The organism is Pseudomonas sp. GW821-FHT11G12, from assembly GCF_058808055.1.
The window spans coordinates 1122212-1137928 of record NZ_JBXARH010000001.1; the positions used below are offsets into that span (position 1 = coordinate 1122212).

General features: G+C 53.8%; 16 protein-coding genes. 11 read left to right on the forward strand and 5 right to left on the reverse strand.

Annotated features, from left to right (window positions below; all coding sequences use genetic code 11):
- Positions 1-275 precede the first annotated feature (275 nt).
- Positions 276-1358 (forward strand): MFS transporter, encoded by a 1083-nt coding sequence (locus tag AC1RR7_RS05080; RefSeq protein ID WP_493156424.1) that lies wholly within the window; start codon positions 276-278, stop codon positions 1356-1358.
- A 276-nt stretch (positions 1359-1634) separates the two neighbouring features.
- Here the strand turns inward: AC1RR7_RS05080 and AC1RR7_RS05085 are convergent, their stop codons facing one another.
- Genes AC1RR7_RS05085 through AC1RR7_RS05095 form a run of 3 tightly spaced genes read right to left on the reverse strand, consistent with a single transcriptional unit; the run spans position 1635 to position 3637 of the window.
- Complete coding sequence (locus AC1RR7_RS05085) at positions 1635-2120, reverse strand: MaoC family dehydratase (protein WP_493156426.1); 486 nt, start codon at positions 2118-2120, stop codon at positions 1635-1637.
- 30 nt (positions 2121-2150) lie between these two features.
- Complete coding sequence (gene panB / locus AC1RR7_RS05090; RefSeq protein ID WP_248795886.1) at positions 2151-2993, reverse strand: 3-methyl-2-oxobutanoate hydroxymethyltransferase; 843 nt, start codon at positions 2991-2993, stop codon at positions 2151-2153.
- 26 nt (positions 2994-3019) lie between these two features.
- Positions 3020-3637 (reverse strand): LysE family translocator, encoded by a 618-nt coding sequence (locus tag AC1RR7_RS05095; RefSeq protein ID WP_493156428.1) that lies wholly within the window; start codon positions 3635-3637, stop codon positions 3020-3022.
- A 147-nt stretch (positions 3638-3784) separates the two neighbouring features.
- Between AC1RR7_RS05095 and AC1RR7_RS05100 the strand changes: the two genes are divergently transcribed.
- Positions 3785-4237: an Lrp/AsnC family transcriptional regulator gene (locus AC1RR7_RS05100; protein WP_008004522.1), complete on the forward strand. Its 453-nt coding sequence runs from the start codon at positions 3785-3787 to the stop codon at positions 4235-4237.
- 14 nt (positions 4238-4251) lie between these two features.
- Here the strand turns inward: AC1RR7_RS05100 and AC1RR7_RS05105 are convergent, their stop codons facing one another.
- Together AC1RR7_RS05105 and AC1RR7_RS05110 are read right to left on the reverse strand one after the other, a co-directional pair.
- Complete coding sequence (locus AC1RR7_RS05105) at positions 4252-5520, reverse strand: MFS transporter (protein WP_493156430.1); 1269 nt, start codon at positions 5518-5520, stop codon at positions 4252-4254.
- A gap of 68 nt (positions 5521-5588) precedes the next feature.
- The gene (locus tag AC1RR7_RS05110; protein WP_493156432.1) at positions 5589-6761 is read right to left on the reverse strand and encodes an NAD(P)/FAD-dependent oxidoreductase; all 1173 of its coding nucleotides are present in this window, start codon (positions 6759-6761) and stop codon (positions 5589-5591) included.
- Between the two features lie 344 nt (positions 6762-7105).
- On the opposite strand from AC1RR7_RS05110, the gene AC1RR7_RS05115 reads away from it, so the two are divergent.
- From AC1RR7_RS05115 to AC1RR7_RS05155, 9 genes are all read left to right on the forward strand, one after another.
- On the forward strand, positions 7106-7843 hold the full coding sequence (locus AC1RR7_RS05115) for a helix-turn-helix domain-containing protein (protein ID WP_493156434.1): 738 nt from the start codon (positions 7106-7108) through the stop codon (positions 7841-7843).
- A 338-nt stretch (positions 7844-8181) separates the two neighbouring features.
- The gene (locus AC1RR7_RS05120; protein WP_493133806.1) at positions 8182-9297 is read left to right on the forward strand and encodes a branched-chain amino acid ABC transporter substrate-binding protein; all 1116 of its coding nucleotides are present in this window, start codon (positions 8182-8184) and stop codon (positions 9295-9297) included.
- Positions 9298-9377: 80 nt separating this feature from the next.
- Positions 9378-10292 (forward strand): ABC transporter permease subunit, encoded by a 915-nt coding sequence (locus tag AC1RR7_RS05125; RefSeq protein WP_493133808.1) that lies wholly within the window; start codon positions 9378-9380, stop codon positions 10290-10292.
- A gap of 2 nt (positions 10293-10294) precedes the next feature.
- Positions 10295-11629 (forward strand): high-affinity branched-chain amino acid ABC transporter permease LivM, encoded by a 1335-nt coding sequence (gene livM, locus AC1RR7_RS05130; RefSeq protein WP_493133810.1) that lies wholly within the window; start codon positions 10295-10297, stop codon positions 11627-11629.
- Complete coding sequence (locus AC1RR7_RS05135) at positions 11626-12501, forward strand: ABC transporter ATP-binding protein (protein ID WP_493133812.1); 876 nt, start codon at positions 11626-11628, stop codon at positions 12499-12501. Before livM ends, AC1RR7_RS05135 begins: the two co-directional genes overlap by 4 nt.
- Positions 12498-13214, forward strand: coding sequence for an ABC transporter ATP-binding protein (locus AC1RR7_RS05140; protein ID WP_493156436.1), 717 nt, complete (start codon positions 12498-12500; stop codon positions 13212-13214). The genes AC1RR7_RS05135 and AC1RR7_RS05140 overlap by 4 nt, the downstream gene beginning before the upstream one ends.
- Positions 13215-13309: 95 nt before the next feature.
- Complete coding sequence (locus AC1RR7_RS05145; protein WP_123364314.1) at positions 13310-14086, forward strand: SDR family NAD(P)-dependent oxidoreductase; 777 nt, start codon at positions 13310-13312, stop codon at positions 14084-14086.
- A gap of 9 nt (positions 14087-14095) precedes the next feature.
- The gene (pxpB, locus tag AC1RR7_RS05150) at positions 14096-14764 is read left to right on the forward strand and encodes a 5-oxoprolinase subunit PxpB (protein WP_493156438.1); all 669 of its coding nucleotides are present in this window, start codon (positions 14096-14098) and stop codon (positions 14762-14764) included.
- A complete protein-coding gene (locus AC1RR7_RS05155) occupies positions 14761-15711 on the forward strand; it encodes a 5-oxoprolinase subunit C family protein (protein ID WP_493133818.1) in 951 nt (316 codons plus the stop codon). The genes pxpB and AC1RR7_RS05155 overlap by 4 nt, the downstream gene beginning before the upstream one ends.
- Positions 15712-15717 lie beyond the last annotated feature (6 nt).

Sequence of the window (15717 nt, forward strand, 5' to 3'; positions counted from 1 at the left end):
AAAGGATAAGGCGTTGAAGATATTCCTAGATTGCGAATTTACCCAGCTCAAACAGAACTCAAAGCTGATATCTCTCGTCTTGGTATCGGAGTCAGGCGAAGAGTTCTATGTCGAGCTGACGGATAGCTATACAGTCGAGGAATGCAGTGATTTCGTTATCCAGAACGTTTTACCGCAGCTCGATCCGCTGCGATATGGTCAATCGCTTGTCGAAGCTCAAGACTCGCTTCGAAGATTTCTGAGCGGCTTCGCCGAGGAGCTTGAGGTGTGTTCAGATGCGCCGCAGTGGGATTGGAGTTTTTTCTGCGATCTTGCTTGTGCTGATCATCAACCCTGGCCAGTCCAGGTTGGGAGTCTTATGCAGTAGCTTCTGGCAGTTCCTGCCAGTGCGGTTTCTACAGGGTTTCGGCTACGGCGGGGAAGCGGTGGTCGGCGCGGTTTTGATCAGTGAAGCCATTTCGCCGGCCTTGCGGGGGCGTGTTGCTGCTTCGGTGCAAAGTGGCTACGCCGTCGGATACGCGATTTCGCTTACCTTGATGCCGGTCGTATTCGCCTGGCTGCCAGAAGACATCGCTTGGCGCGCCTTCTTTGCCATTGGGCTTTTGCCGGCGCTCCTGATTTGGTTCATTCGGCGGCTGGTGTCGGAATCCGAGGCGCTTACTCAAGCCAGCCGCACGCCGAAGAAAATGAACCTGCGGGAAATTTTCGGCAGTGAGCACCGTTGTGTGACGTTAATCAGCACGGTACTGGCCAGCGGTATCTTCGGCGGCGCCTACATCATGATCACCTGGCTCCCTACATACATGCGCATGGTGCTAAACCTGCCTGTGGCGTCGACATCCGGATATCTGGCAGTGAACATCATCGGTTCGCTGTTGGGGCCCTTCATCTATGGCCGTATCAGCGACAACATCAGTCGCGGCAAGGCGTTCATGCTGTTTTTGATCTGCCAGGCCTGCGTGGTTTCGGTCTATACCTTCGCACCGATCAACATGGCTGTAACGTTGGGCCTGGGCTTGTTGCTGGGAGCTTTCCAGGGTGGACTGGCATCTGGGTTGCCGGTAGCCTTTGCTGAACTGTATCCCACGCGCATCCGTGCCAATGGCGCAGGTTTTTGTACCAGTTTTGGCCGCGGCTTCGGCTCGATCATGCCAGCCGCCGTCGGTTTTGCTTCTACGAGCATGGGGCTTTCCACCGCCATGGGAGTATTCGCTATCTGTTCATATCTGATCGCCTTCCTTGCGGCGATGTGCCTGCCCAACGCGACGGGGGTTGATATGAACGCTGAAAACTCCCAAACGTCGATGCGTGGCGACTCATCCGGACGTGCAATCGTTGATAATGCGCCGCGATCGTAGCTTGCCATCACTCTTCAACGTTTTGCGTTGCAAGTTTGCTGCTTCCTGTTGTGAGTTCTGCTCTCGTTGAAGAATCCTACGACGCTATTAGTAGTTCAGACACACATCGATTATCACTGCTACACAACCGATACCGTATAACCGGTAGGCGTAGGTTGTTGCTGATGGCTGATATTGGCTGGTGGCGAAAGGGCGCTTGAGAACGCAGCTCATCTCGATGGGCTGCCATCCAAATCAAGCAACAGAACGCCGACACCCTCCACCTGTTACAAGCGATCAACTGAGGACGTGAGTAGCGCCGTTGGTGGGATCTCCATCAGCAAGCATCTGTTTCAGGCGCTTACGCTCTTCAGTTCCAGGCAGAACGCCGGAAGTCGTCGCCTCCATCACCGGGATTCCTTCTGCGTTAAGTATCCTGACTTCGGCTTTTGCGTGACCGCGTTCATCTACTTCAGTGATGAGCCAGTGACAGGTGATCTGTTCTTCCGCGTATACCGGTCGTTTAAACTCGAAACTCATTCCTGTTGCTAGCCATCCTATTTGCCCCCCAATCTCGGTGAGGAGGCTGGCTGTCAGCAGGCCATGAGCAATAGGCGCCTTGAACTTGCGCAGATCCGCGTAGCGTGCGTCGCAGTGAACCGGGTTGTAGTCGCGAGAAATCTGAGCGAATTGACGAATATCGTCCTCGGAAAAACAGCGGACTATCGTGAACCGGTCTCCGACCTCAAGACCTTCGGCAGCACGTTCTCTTGGACTTTTCATCACAACTCCTTGGAAGGTGAGGGGAGGCACCTAAAAAGTATGTTCAGGGCCTGGAAATGTTCCTGCATTCACCTCAAGCGCAAAGTCCCTCGCTGCCGTGTGAAGTACCGATCGAAGATCTGCGTACTGTTTGACGAATCGCGGCAGACATCCGCTGCGTAGCCCGGCCATGTCCTGCCAGACCAGCACCTGGGCATCGCATTGGTTACCTGCTCCAATCCCGACAGTCGGGATTGAAATGGCTTCAGAGATCGCTCGACCCACATCACCGGGCACCATCTCAATCAAAACAGCAAAGGCACCGGCGGCCTCAAGCGCTTTGGCTGCGTCTATCAAGCGCTGCGCATCTTCGCCCCGACCTTGGACACGGTAGCCTCCCAGTTGATGTTCCATCTGTGGGGTGAAGCCAATGTGCGCCATGACGGGTATGCCTGAACTCACGAGTTTCTCGACCTGAGGCAGCATTTCGATACCACCCTCGAGTTTGACCGCATGCGCTCCAGCTTCTTTCATGAAACGTACGGCTGTGTGGAAGCACTGCTCCGCCGAGGCCTGATAAGAGCCGAATGGAAGATCAGCAATTACCAGTGCTCGTTGTGTCGAACGGCTTACTGCACGAACCAGAGGGATCAGTTCGTCAACGGTAATGGATAACGTGGATTCATTACCGTAGACATTGTTGGACGCAGAGTCGCCGACTAGCAGGACGGGTATTCCGGCTTCTTCGAAAATAGCTGCGCTGTACATGTCATACGCGGTGAGCATCGCCCATTTCTGCCCCTCTACTTTCATCTGTTTCAGATGCGGAATCCGGATTCGTGGCGCCTTGGAGACTTGTGGAGCACCGCCATATGGTGAAGGTTGATCGGTCATGGTGTTTGCCTCGTTTAGAAAATGGATCAACCCAGCACCTGCTCGGTGAGCAGAACGACCGCGATGATGATCATAGCCGCGCCGGAGAAACGGCTGACGAAACGAGCCGCGACTGGACGCGCTTGCAGCACCACCTGCGAGCCAAATCCGACCAGCAGATAGATCACGCCGCAACTGACCGTGTGGATGAGCCCCAGGGCAATCATCTGCATCGGAACAGGCCAGGCAGCGGCGGCGTCGGTGAACTGAGGCAACAGCGCCAGGAACAGCAGGAATACCTTCGGATTCAGCCCGCTTACACAAAGCCCCTTGATCGCCCAGTGCTTCCAGGAACTCGACGCCTGAACATCATCAGAATGTGGTGTAGCGGGGTGGGCAAGCATATTTAGACCTAACCAAAGCAAATAACCTGCCCCGGCAACGGTCAGCACGGCCAAGGCAGTGGGGTGGTTGGCCACCAGCGTGCCGACACCACCGGCAACGATCATGGTTGCGATCAAATGGCCGGACAAGAGTCCGCCCACGGCAGGTATGACGACTCGGCCCTTTAGGCCCGCTGAAATCGCATAGGCCCAATCTGCGCCCGGCGTGATGACGAATAGAATCGACACGGCCCAAAAGGCAACAAAAACGCTCAAGGTCATGGTGCTGCCCACCTCAGTTGCTGGCATATCGCTCGCTGCATCGTCTCGCTCCAATAATTACTGATACGAGGAAGAATAATGAAATCTTGTTAGAATTTACTTCCAAAGATAATCATCGGATTGCTGCAGATGGGGAGATTCTTCTAAATGGACAGAATTGATCGCAAGATTCTTTCTGAACTGCAAAAGGACGGTCGCCTTTCGGTCACCGAACTCGCCGAACGCGTGGGGCTAAGCCTTTCCCCTTGCCATCGACGGGTGCGGGCACTGGAAGAGTCGGGTGTGTTGCTCGGTTATCGCGCACAACTTGATCCAGGCGCATTGGGCCTTAACTTTTCCGCCATGGTATTTGCCACATTGCGTGAAGGTGACAGGCAAGCGGTTGAGGCTTTCGAGAGGGCGCTGGTTGATATCCCGCAAGTGGTCGACGCTCAACGATTATTTGGCGAGCCGGACTACCTGTTGCACGTCATTACTCAGGATTTACCTGCGTTTCAAAGGCTCTATGATGAGAGCCTTTCAACGCTGCCCAACGTGCAACGTCTGACCTCAACGCTTGTCATGAAACGGGTCGTTCAGGACAGACCTCTTCCTTTGTGATCGGGGCCAGAGTGTCAGGATTGGCTGGCCGCCTTTTGAGCGAGTTTCAGTGAGATCAGAAGAGAAACGGTCAGCAGGCCAGCGATGAAAAGTCCAACGCCGAGCCAGTGAGCACGCTGCCAGAACATCCCTCCCCAAGTACCCACAACGCTGGCTCCTATGTAGAAGAAAATCTGATAAAGGGACGTAGCTTGTCCTTTTGCAGTCTTCGCACATCGACCGATCCAGCTGCTGGCAACAGCATGAGAACCAAAAAAACCGAAGGTGAAAATCACTGTGCCAATGACGAGTGAGTAGAGATTATTCACTAGCGTGAGCACTACGCCGATCAATGTCAGGAGAATGATCTTCCAGAACACTTTTGGTCGTCCGACTCGGTCTGCCAAAGAGCCAATTTTGGCCGAACTGTAGAGGCCTGTCAGGTACACAAAAGACAACAGACTGACTGTCTGCTGGCTGAGAAAGAACGGGCCTTGGAGTAGGTGATAACCGATGTAGTTGAAAAAGGTTACCAGGCTGCCCATCAGCAAGAATGCTTGAAGGAAAAGGAGGCGCAATGCCGAATTTTGGAAGTGGAGAAGAAACCCTCCCACTAAATTTTTCGTGTTGATCGCGCGCGGAGTGAAATGCCTGGACTCCGGCAAATAGCGCCAGAAAAGTACTGCGGCAAACACACCAACTATGCCTATCGCACCCACCGCGATGCGCCATGATCCGTACTCCAGAATCAGGCCACTGAACAGGCGTCCTGACATACCTCCAATCGCACTGCCGCCAATGTATAAGCCGATCGCGACGCCTATGTTGCGAGGATGTATCTCCTCACTCAGGTAGGTCACAGCAAGCGCCGTTATGCCGCTAAGCGACAACCCGAGGAGCGCACGCATCACTAGCAAGCTTTGCCAGTTTGGCATCATCGATTCCAGGATCGTGCATAGCGCAGCCCCCATCAATGCGACCACCATCACACGCTTTCGACCTAAGGCATCTGAAATTGGGCTAGTAAAAAGGAGGCCAATTGCCAAGGTAATGGTTGAAACAGACAAGATGAGACTGCTCTGGACTGCACTGATTGAAAAAGCCTCTGACAGAGCAGGCATCATCGGTTGAACGCAATAAAGCAGAGCAAAACTGGAAAACCCACCCGCTAGAAGTGCCCATGAGGTTTTACGAAACTCAGGGGTTCCTGTCTCGATGTATCCCGAGGCAGCTGGTAAGTCAGATGGCACTTGGTTTTGCTGGTGGGAGGAGGAGGGGATGAGTACTTTCGAGACAGCTGTCACGTTCAATTCCGCTAGGTAACCGAGGATGCATCGCATAGCGAGCCGGACGATGCCGGCTCGCGCAGGAGTTAGTAGATAACCGACTCAACGATGGGCTGATTGTCACGTATGCGCTCATAACCTAAGGGCGACAGATCCAGAGTCTGGTATTTGCCGTGAACGATCAGTTCAGCCACTCCGCGGCCAGTTGCGGGGGAGTGCATGACTCCATGGCCGGAGAAACCGGTTGCGAATACGAAGTTGGTGATTTGGTCGTGTGCGCCAACGACGCCGTTATGATCCAGCAGATTCATTTCATAGTGACCTGCCCACGACCGTTGCAGACGAATCTGTTCCATTTCAGGGATGCGGTGTGCCAAAAGTGGCCACAGTGTTTCTTCGAGCAAATGATGGCTCGGCTCGAAGTCGCCCTCGGCATGTACGTCCACCGGTTCCTCCAGAGCAATACCAGCAATGAATCCATCGCCTTCCGGACGAATCCACGCACCCGAATTATCAAAGAGCATTGGAAAGCCTTCGGTCGGCACCGGTGTTTTGATGTGAAAGACGGTTCGCTTACGGGGCTCTACTGGAAGGTCAATCCCCAGCCAGCTTGCGACTTTTCCGCTTGCCGGCCCAGCGGCGTTGACGCACCAGGCACATGGCAAACTGGTTCCGTCGGAGAGTTGAACGGATTCGACTTTGCCATCGCTCTGGGTGATGCCGCAGGCTTCACCTTGTACATATTCAACGCCAAGTTTTTTGGCTTCACGGCGAACCAATTGCAGTAGCGCCCAAGCGTCAAACCAGCCTTCGTTGGCGGCTCCATAGGTCGCGATTCCAAGGTCTTCGGCGTTGATCCAGGGGAAGCGCTCTTTGGTTTGTTCAGGGGTCAGAATATCAACCGTGGCGCCATGTTCGCGTTGCATCAAAGCTGTGGTGCGTTGCACGTCGGCTCCATCTGGCGAACCGAGCATGAGATACCCACGCTCCTCAAAACCAATGTCGGCATCTTCACCAAACCACTTCTTGATGTCTTTGAAAACTCCTGCACTGAACAGGCTCATATTGATGTTGAATGGGCAGCCGAATTGGGTGCGGATCGAGGACGCGGATAGCGCAGTGGAAGAGAACTGATAGGTGCTATCGCGCTCGATAACTTTGATCGAACCTTTATGGCCCTCACGTCGCAGGAAGTAAGCGACGAAGCTGCCGATGATGGCGCCGCCGATGATGACAACTGAATCGGTTGGGTGGGTCACGGGGAAATCCTCAAGTAGCGAACTCGGCACAGTCTGCTGTAACCGGGTAGCGGTGGCTTGTGATTTACTCCGTGGATTTTTACGGCTTTCTGCATAGTCATTTTTGCCCGCGCGATCTAGGATTGTCACGTTGAGTTAACGCAGGTTCCTCCTCAGCTTGTATGTTTACTAGCATTTCTTGAGCATGTTCGGTGCGCGCTTGGTAGATGATGCCCCCATGGGGTGCGGTATCCTTGGCGGGCTTCTAGCGGGAGGTTGCACAATGAGATACCTTGATTTTCCCCTATGCCTCTGGCTAGGCTGGTGTAAGGTAAATCCCAGTAAGTGTTGGATCGGATGCAAACATGTTCAGGTGTGATGATTTGCTACGTAGCGTCGACGAAAACCTGCCATTGCTGGAGCAGGTGTTTGATCGACTCCCTGATGTGATGTTTTTCGTCAAAGACAGTCAAGCACGCTATGTAATGGTCAATCAGGCGATCGTTGATCAGGCAGGAATGCGTAGCAAGCAGCAGGTTATAGGCTTAACCGCCGATGAGCTTTTTCCTGGTACAGGTCACAACACGTTGGCTCAGGATATGAGCGTGATCAACGACGGGAAAAAAATCGTGGATCTGCTTCGTTTGTATTTCTCTGCTGACGGAAGGAAGCAATGGTGTCTCAGCTCTAAATTCCAATTCAAGGATCCGGTGACGGGGAATTTTGGCCTGGTCGGGATATCGCGAATTTTGCCCAGACCGGATGAGAAAAAAAGTAGCTATAAAAGACTGATGGATTTCATACGAATTCTGGAAACAGATAGCGATCAAAAACTACTTATTTCGGATGTTGCCCAGAGCGTCAATCTGTCCGTTGATACGCTGGAGCGTTTAACGAAAGAGATCTTCCAGCTTACGCCCAAGCAGATGCTCATCCGGATTCGTATAGACAAGGCCTGTCGATTGTTGGAGGAGTCGCAAGCCAGTATCACCGACATCGCTGGCGAGTGCGGCTATGCTGATCACAGCGCATTTTCTCGTCAGTTCAAAGCCGCAACGCACTTCACCCCTCAGCAGTACCGACTGAGCCTTCAGGCTCAGTAACTCCTCGCTTATCCGACTTTTTTCATTTGGACGCTGCTGTATCCAGGTGGGGGATTTCGCGCCCGCTTGCCCGCATGCTATGCAAAAAACCGCATCGAATCGGCTGTGTTAGTGCAAGCCAGTTCCCGCATGTTGTCGGCAGAATGAGCACACATGCCAGGGCCGGCACCCATATGAAGATCAATAAAATAAGCCCTTGATGTTGGCGGGCGGCTTCCCAGAGTTTGCCAACTTTCTTCTGCTGATCCCTTAAAGACCTTCTTTTTCAGTCGCGTTGTGCAGTTTGCGGTTTGGAGCTGAGGGTCGCAATAGAGCTGTTCTACCTTGGAGCGAGCGATATGAGTGGTAAAGCGAAACCGTTTTTGGTGAGTACAACCTTGGCAGCTGCGTTAGTCAGTGGTGTCGTTCATGCTGATGTGGTGATCGGTGTGGCAGGGCCTTTTACGGGCACCTATGCAGCTTACGGGGATCAGGTTTGGCGCGGGGCACAGGCTGCCGCTGACGTCATAAATAAAGATGGTGGTGTCAATGGCGACAAGATTCGCCTCGTGAAGGGCGACGATGCTTGTGACCCAAAGCAAGCTGTGGCTGTTGCGAACCGGCTGATCGAATCAGACAAAGTGGTCGCAGTGGTCGGTCACTTCTGTTCGTCCTCGGTTATTCCGACGAATGAGATTTACGCTGATGCTGGAGTCATCACCATTAGTCCGGCAGCAACCAACCCCAAAGTGACTGAGCGTGGGTTGCCGACAGTTTTCCGTAACTGTGGACGTGACGATCAGCAGGGCATTGTCGCAGGCGATTACATCGTTGATGTCCTTAAAGCCAAGCGAGTCGTGATTATTCATGACAAGGACACATACGGTCAGGGCCTGGCCGACGCAACAAAGGTTGAGCTCAACAAAAAGGGTGTAAAGGAAGTGCTTTACGAGGGACTGACCCGTGGAGAGAAAGACTTCAATGCCCTCGTTACTAAAATTCGAGCGACCGATCCTGAAGTGGTTTATTTCGGTGGTTTGCACCCAGAGGCTGGCCCGCTTGTACGGCAGCTGCGTGAGCAGGGTGTGACAGCGAAATTCATTTCTGGCGATGGCATCGTGACTGATGAGCTAGTCAGCGCCGCCGGGGGGGCTCAGTACGTCAACGGCGTGATGATGACGTTCGGGGCTGATCCGCGTAACAACCCTGCTGGCAAATCGGTTGTTGAAAAATTCCGAGCCAATGGGTACGAGCCTGAAGGCTACACCCTGTATTCCTATTCTTCGGTTCAAGCATTAGCGGCAGCGTTCAATGCGACCAAAAGCACCAACGGTGAGAAGGCTTCTGCTTGGTTGAAGAGCCATCCGGTACCTACTGCGATTGGTAATAAAGAGTGGGATAAAAACGGTGATCTGAAGGTTTCCGATTATGTGATGTACCAGTGGGGCCCCGACGGCAAATACAAGCAACTTTGACCGGGTGCTCACTTGCCTCGACCCGTTAACGGGTCGAGCGCAGGGTGCGTGTTTCTCAATTCACTGACGGAATTCTAATCGTGGACGGCATCTTTCTTCAGCAGATGGTGAATGGCCTGACGCTTGGCTCTGTGTATGGGCTGATTGCGATCGGATACACCATGGTCTACGGCATTATCGGGATGATCAACTTCGCCCATGGCGATGTGTATATGGTCTCTGCGTATTTGGCCGCTATCGGGTTGGCAGTATTTTCTTTTTTTGGCGTCCAGTCGTTTCCCTTCCTCATTCTAGGCACTCTGGTTTTCACAATCGTGGTCACCGGTGTTTATGGCTTGGTGATTGAGCGCGTGGCCTATAAACCGCTGCGTAACTCGACCCGATTGGCACCGTTGATCAGTGCCATAGGCATGTCTCTGATCCTGCAGAACTATGTGCAAATCAGCCAGGGCGCGCATCAGCAGGGCGTGCCTACCTTGCTTGAAGGATCGATGAGGTTTTCGATCGGCACCGGCTTTGTTCAGCTTACCTACACCAAGATTTTCATCCTGATTGCAGCTTTCGTCGGCATGGCGATCCTCACGTGGCTGATCAAGTGCACGAAGCTTGGACGGATGTGTCGCGCCGTGCAGCAAGACCGAAAAATGGCCTCGATTCTGGGGATCAATACGGATCGGGTTATTTCTTACGTGTTCATCATTGGCGCTGCCATGGCCGCTTTGGCAGGTGTTCTGATCACGATGAACTACGGCACGTTTGATTTTTATGCAGGTTTCATCATCGGCATAAAGGCATTCACAGCAGCAGTACTCGGTGGGATTGGGTCGTTACCAGGGGCCATGTTTGGTGGTTTGATTTTGGGTGTTGCTGAATCGCAATTCGCCGGGATGGTTAACAGCGATTACAAGGACGTTTTTAGCTTCGCGCTGCTGGTACTCATCCTGATCCTGAGACCACAAGGCCTGCTTGGCCGCCCCCTAGTTACAAAGGTGTGAGCATGTCTTCCATAACCCTGAATAAAGCACTAGGGAATGAAGCGCATCGCTTCAAATCCTACGATATCAAAAAAAGCCTTATCGAGACGTTGGTCGCTGGCCTCTTGGCGTTGATCGTTTTTGGCCCAGTTGTGGGTGTTGTTCTGGACGGTTACAGCTTCAACTGGCAACCCGCACGAGTAGCGTGGATGACAGCGATTGTCATGGCTGGACGTTTTGCGTTGAGCCTGTTTCTACAAACTCAAACAGGGCAGCGGTTATCCCATCGCTTCACTCACGCCGACAGTGGTGTGCATGTCCTAAAGCCTGATCACAGATCACGCCTGCTCTGGATCATGCCACTGGTGGTGCTCGCCGCTCTGATCTTTCCTGCCTTCGCTGACAAGTACCTGATTACCGTGGTCATCCTTGGTCTGATCTACGTGCTTCTGGGGCTTGGCCTGAACATCGTGGTCGGTCTGGCCGGTCTTTTGGATTTGGGTTATGTCGGCTTTTATGCGATCGGGGCTTATGGCCTGGCATTGGGATATCAGTACCTGGGGCTCGGGTTCTGGTCTGTGTTGCCACTGGCCGCGATTGCTGCCGGGTTCGCCGGTTGCCTATTGGGCTTTCCAGTGTTGCGGCTGCATGGCGACTATCTGGCCATTGTGACCTTGGGCTTCGGTGAAATCATTCGACTGGTGCTCAACAACTGGCTGTCCTTCACTGGCGGCCCTAACGGCTTGCCGGTGCCCGCACCTACATTCATGGGCATAGAGTTCGGCAGGCAGGCGAAAGGGGGGGGAATACCGATCCACCAATTGCTGGGCATGGATTACAACCCCAACCTCAAATTCATCTTCATTTATGTCGTGCTGTTTTTGGTGGTGCTGGCTGTGCTGTACATCAAGCATCGCCTGACCCGCATGCCGATCGGTCGCGCATGGGAGGCCTTGCGTGAAGATGAAATCGCCTGCCGCTCTATGGGTCTGAATCACGTCCTGGTCAAGCTCTCGGCGTTCGCCATTGGTGCCTCGACTGCAGGTCTGGCCGGGGTGTTCTTTGCCAGCTATCAAGGCTTCGTCAACCCGACCTCGTTCACCTTCTTTGAGTCTGCGCTGATTCTCGCCATCGTCGTACTCGGCGGCATGGGCTCAACTGTGGGTGTTGTGATCGCCGCATTTGTGCTGACTGTCGCGCCGGAGATGCTACGCAGCTTCGCAGAGTACCGCGTGCTGCTGTTCGGCGTTTTGATGGTGCTGATGATGATGTGGCGCCCACGTGGCCTGATCCGTGTCAGCCGTACCGGTGTACGTCCACGCAAGGGCGTGATGGCCAAAGTAGGGGGCGCGTCATGAGCAACGAAATCGTTCTGTCTGTTGAAAACCTGGTGATGCACTTCGGTGGCATCAAAGCCCTGAGCGACGTTAGCCTGCAGGTGCGCCGTAATTCTATTTTTGCCTTGATTGGCCCTAACGGTGCGGGCAAGACCACCGTGTTCAACTGCCTGACCGGTTTCTACAAGGCAACAGGCGGGCGTATAGAACTTAATGCTCGCGGCAAGAAGACCAATGTAATTCAGTTGCTTGGTGAACAATTTCTCCCCACCGACTTCATCTCGCCAAACCGCTTCGCCAGACGTCTGTTCTACAAGATGTTCGGCGGTACGCACCTGGTGAACCGTGCAGGGCTTGCACGGACATTCCAGAACATTCGTCTGTTCAAGGAGATGTCCGTTATCGAGAACCTTTTGGTCGCCCAGCACATGTGGGTCAACCGCAGCATGGTTGCCGGGATCCTCAACACCAAGGGTTACCGCAAGGCTGAGGAGGACGCCATGAACACCGCTTTCTACTGGCTGGAAGTGGTCGATCTGGTGGATTGCGCCAACCGCCTGGCCGGGGAGCTTTCCTATGGTCAGCAACGCCGGCTGGAAATCGCCCGCGCCATGTGCACCCGTCCGCAGGTGATATGCCTGGACGAACCAGCTGCCGGTCTAAACCCACAGGAAACCGAAGCGCTGAGCGGGATGATTCGCTACCTACGCGACGACCATGACATGACCATCGTGCTGATCGAGCATGACATGGGCATGGTCATGGGGATTTCTGACGATATCGTCGTGCTCGACCACGGCAATGTAATCGCCAAGGGAAAGCCGGAACAGATCCGCAACGATCCGAAAGTGATTGCTGCGTATCTGGGCGCAGATGAGGAGGAGTTGGTATGAGAAAGCCGATCCTCGAACTAAAAGAGATTGACGTGTACTACGGGCCGATTCAGGCGCTGAAGAAAGTCTCGCTGGAAATTAACGAAGGCGAAACTGTCAGCCTGATCGGTTCCAACGGAGCGGGTAAGTCCACACTGCTGATGTCGATCTTCGGTCAGCCGCGTGCAGCTTACGGGCAGATCATCTTTCAAGGCACCGAGATCACCCACAAGTCGTCGCACTACATTGCCTCTAACGGCATTGCGCAGTCGCCGGAAGGTCGCCGTGTGTTCCCCGATATGTCGGTGGAAGAGAACTTGATGATGGGCACCATCCCGATCGGGGACAAACACGCCAGCGAAGACATGCAGCGCATGTTCGAACTGTTCCCACGCCTCAAGGAGCGCAGGAACCAGCGTGCGATGACGATGTCCGGCGGCGAACAGCAAATGCTGGCCATTGCACGTGCCCTGATGAGCCGTCCCAAGCTGTTGCTGCTGGATGAGCCAAGCCTGGGGCTGGCACCAATCGTCGTTAAACAGATTTTCTCCACTCTGCGTGAGCTTGCGGCAACCGGGATGACGATCTTCCTGGTGGAGCAGAACGCCAACCACGCCCTGAAGCTGTCGGATCGTGCCTACGTAATGGTCAACGGTGAGATTCGTCTCACAGGCACCGGCCACGAGCTACTGACCAACGATGAAGTTCGCAACGCATACCTGGGAGGCCACTGACCATGTCGTTCCAACTCGTTAATGAGTTTGTTGATGTGCCTGCCTAAAAAACTTCGAAATAAGTTTTCTATTATCCAAAGTGAACGGGAGTACCTATGAAACATGCTAACAAGGTCGCACTGGTAACGGGTGCTGCTCAGGGTTTGGGTTTGGCTTGTGCCGAGCGCTTTTTGGCTGACGGCGCCAAGGTGGTATTGGTCGATGTGCAAGAGGATAAAGTTCGTGCACAGGCCGAGCGCCTGGGTGAAAACGCAACGTGGTATGCCGCTGATCTGAGCGATATTTCCTCAGCCATGGCCAAGGCCATTGTAGCGAAGGCAGTGGATCATTTTGGCTCGCTGGATATCGTCGTAAACAACGCCGGAATTATCATCACCGCGGACTTCGTTGATTACCCCGAAGACGCCTTTGATAAAACTCAGCGCGTTAACCTGAAGTCTCCTTTTTTGATCGGCCAGGCTGCCGCCCGCGTCATGATCGAAAAGGGGATCAAAGGTTCGATCATCAACATGTCGTCTATCAATGCAGTGCTCGCCAACCCTACCGCGGTTGCGTACGCAGTTTCGAAAGGTGGAATCAAGCAACTGACAGCCGTTATGGCCGTTGGTTTGATCTCGCATGGAATCCGGGTCAATGCCATCGGCCCAGGAACGATTGCGACCGATCTGGTGATGAACTCGGTAATGGCCAGCCCTGCACAGCGGCACACCGTATTGTCTCGCACTCCAATCGCACGCGTAGGTCAAGCGTCAGAGGTGGCCAGTGTTGCGTCATTCCTGGCGAGTGAGGACGCGTCTTACATTGTTGGTCAAACAATCTATCCAGATGGCGGTCGCCTCATCCTCAACTACACCGTTCCTGTTAACGAGTGAGTCGTTGATATGTCCTCTCTCGATCCCTTGCCAAAAATCTGCATTGCGGGCAGCCAAGGTCTATTTCTTGATGCCACTTCAGCTGGATTCAGTGAGCCAGTACAACAGCGTGTGCTAGCGACGGCGAACCTGATGACTCAATTGCCGGGTGTGCGTGAAGTTGTGCCAGGAATGAACAATTTGCTGGTCGTTTACTCACCCGCGGACACTTCAGTCGGTGCACTCACGGAGCAGCTTTTTCACGCTTGGTCGCATGTGACTGTGAATGAGCAAGTGGGACGAGAGATCGACGTACCGGTTATCTATGGTGGTCATCAGGGTGAGGATTTAGCTGTCATCGCCGAGCTAGCGAAGATGGACGTCCTAACTTTCATACGGCTGCACAGCGAGGCGCTTTATCAGGTTGCCTGTGTCGGCGCGATGCCGGGATTCCCATACTTATCTGGATTGAACCCTAAGCTCGCAACCCCCCGCCGCTCAGTTCCGCGGATGCGGCTGGAGGAGGGCGCGATCATTATTGGTGGTACCCAGGCGGGGATCATGCCGTGCGCGGCCCCTTCCGGTTGGCACGTCATTGGTCGAACAGAACTGAAACTATTCGACCAGCAGCGTGAGTCTCCATCGTTCTTGCAACCAGGTGATCGCATTCGCTTCAGCATCGCTGGAATTGAATCATGATCGAAATTCTATCTACTGGCGCCTTGAACTCTGTTCAGGATTTAGGGCGTAAGGGTTACCTCAATATTGGGGTTGGCCAATCGGGTGCTATGGACAGGCTGGCGTTAAGCACTGCCAACATCATGGTGGGTAATCCAGCTGATTACGCGGGTCTGGAGATTGTCCTTTTTCCGATGCGTCTGAGGTTCGTAACGGACTGTCGTTTTGCGATGACCGGTGCAGACGCTCCAACTCTCTTGGATGACCTCGAGTTACCACCCAATTGGGCGTGTAATGGCAAAGCTGGCCAGATATTGATTATTCACGCCCCGCGTCGAGGCGCGCGCGTTTACTTGGCCTTTGCAGGAGGCATCGATGTTCCGGTGCTAATGGGCTCACGCGCGACGGACTTGAAGAGTGGTTTTGGAGGTTTTCAGGGGCGTGGCCTTATCCGTGGCGACCAACTTACGATGAATCCTCCCCGAGCGAAAAGTCCCGGAAGCTACGGACTCTCTGGTGTTCGTGAGATGCCGTCATTGACTACAGAAACCGTCATCCGTGTATTGCCTGCTGCGCAGTATGAGGATTTCAAGGACGAGGCCCGTGAGCGTTTTTTTTCTGAGCTCTGGCAGGTGACCCAGGAAACCAATCGCATGGGCATGCGACTTAGCGGTGCGGAGCTCAAGTTACGCAGCCCGCTGGAACTTTTATCGCATGGAATTCTTCCCGGCACGATTCAAGTACCTCCTTCTGGCCAGCCCATTATTCAGATGGCGGAGGCCAATACGTGTGGTGGCTACCCAAAAATTGCCAACGTCATCGACGCGGACTTGTCGCTGCTCGCTCAAGCGCCGGTCGGCAGCAAACTGCGATTTCTGGAGATTGACCTGGCTGAAGCTATCGAAGCACAGAAGCAGCTGGATCATGAACTCAATACGCTGGAACGGACGTTGGGCCTGACCCTTTGACTGGCC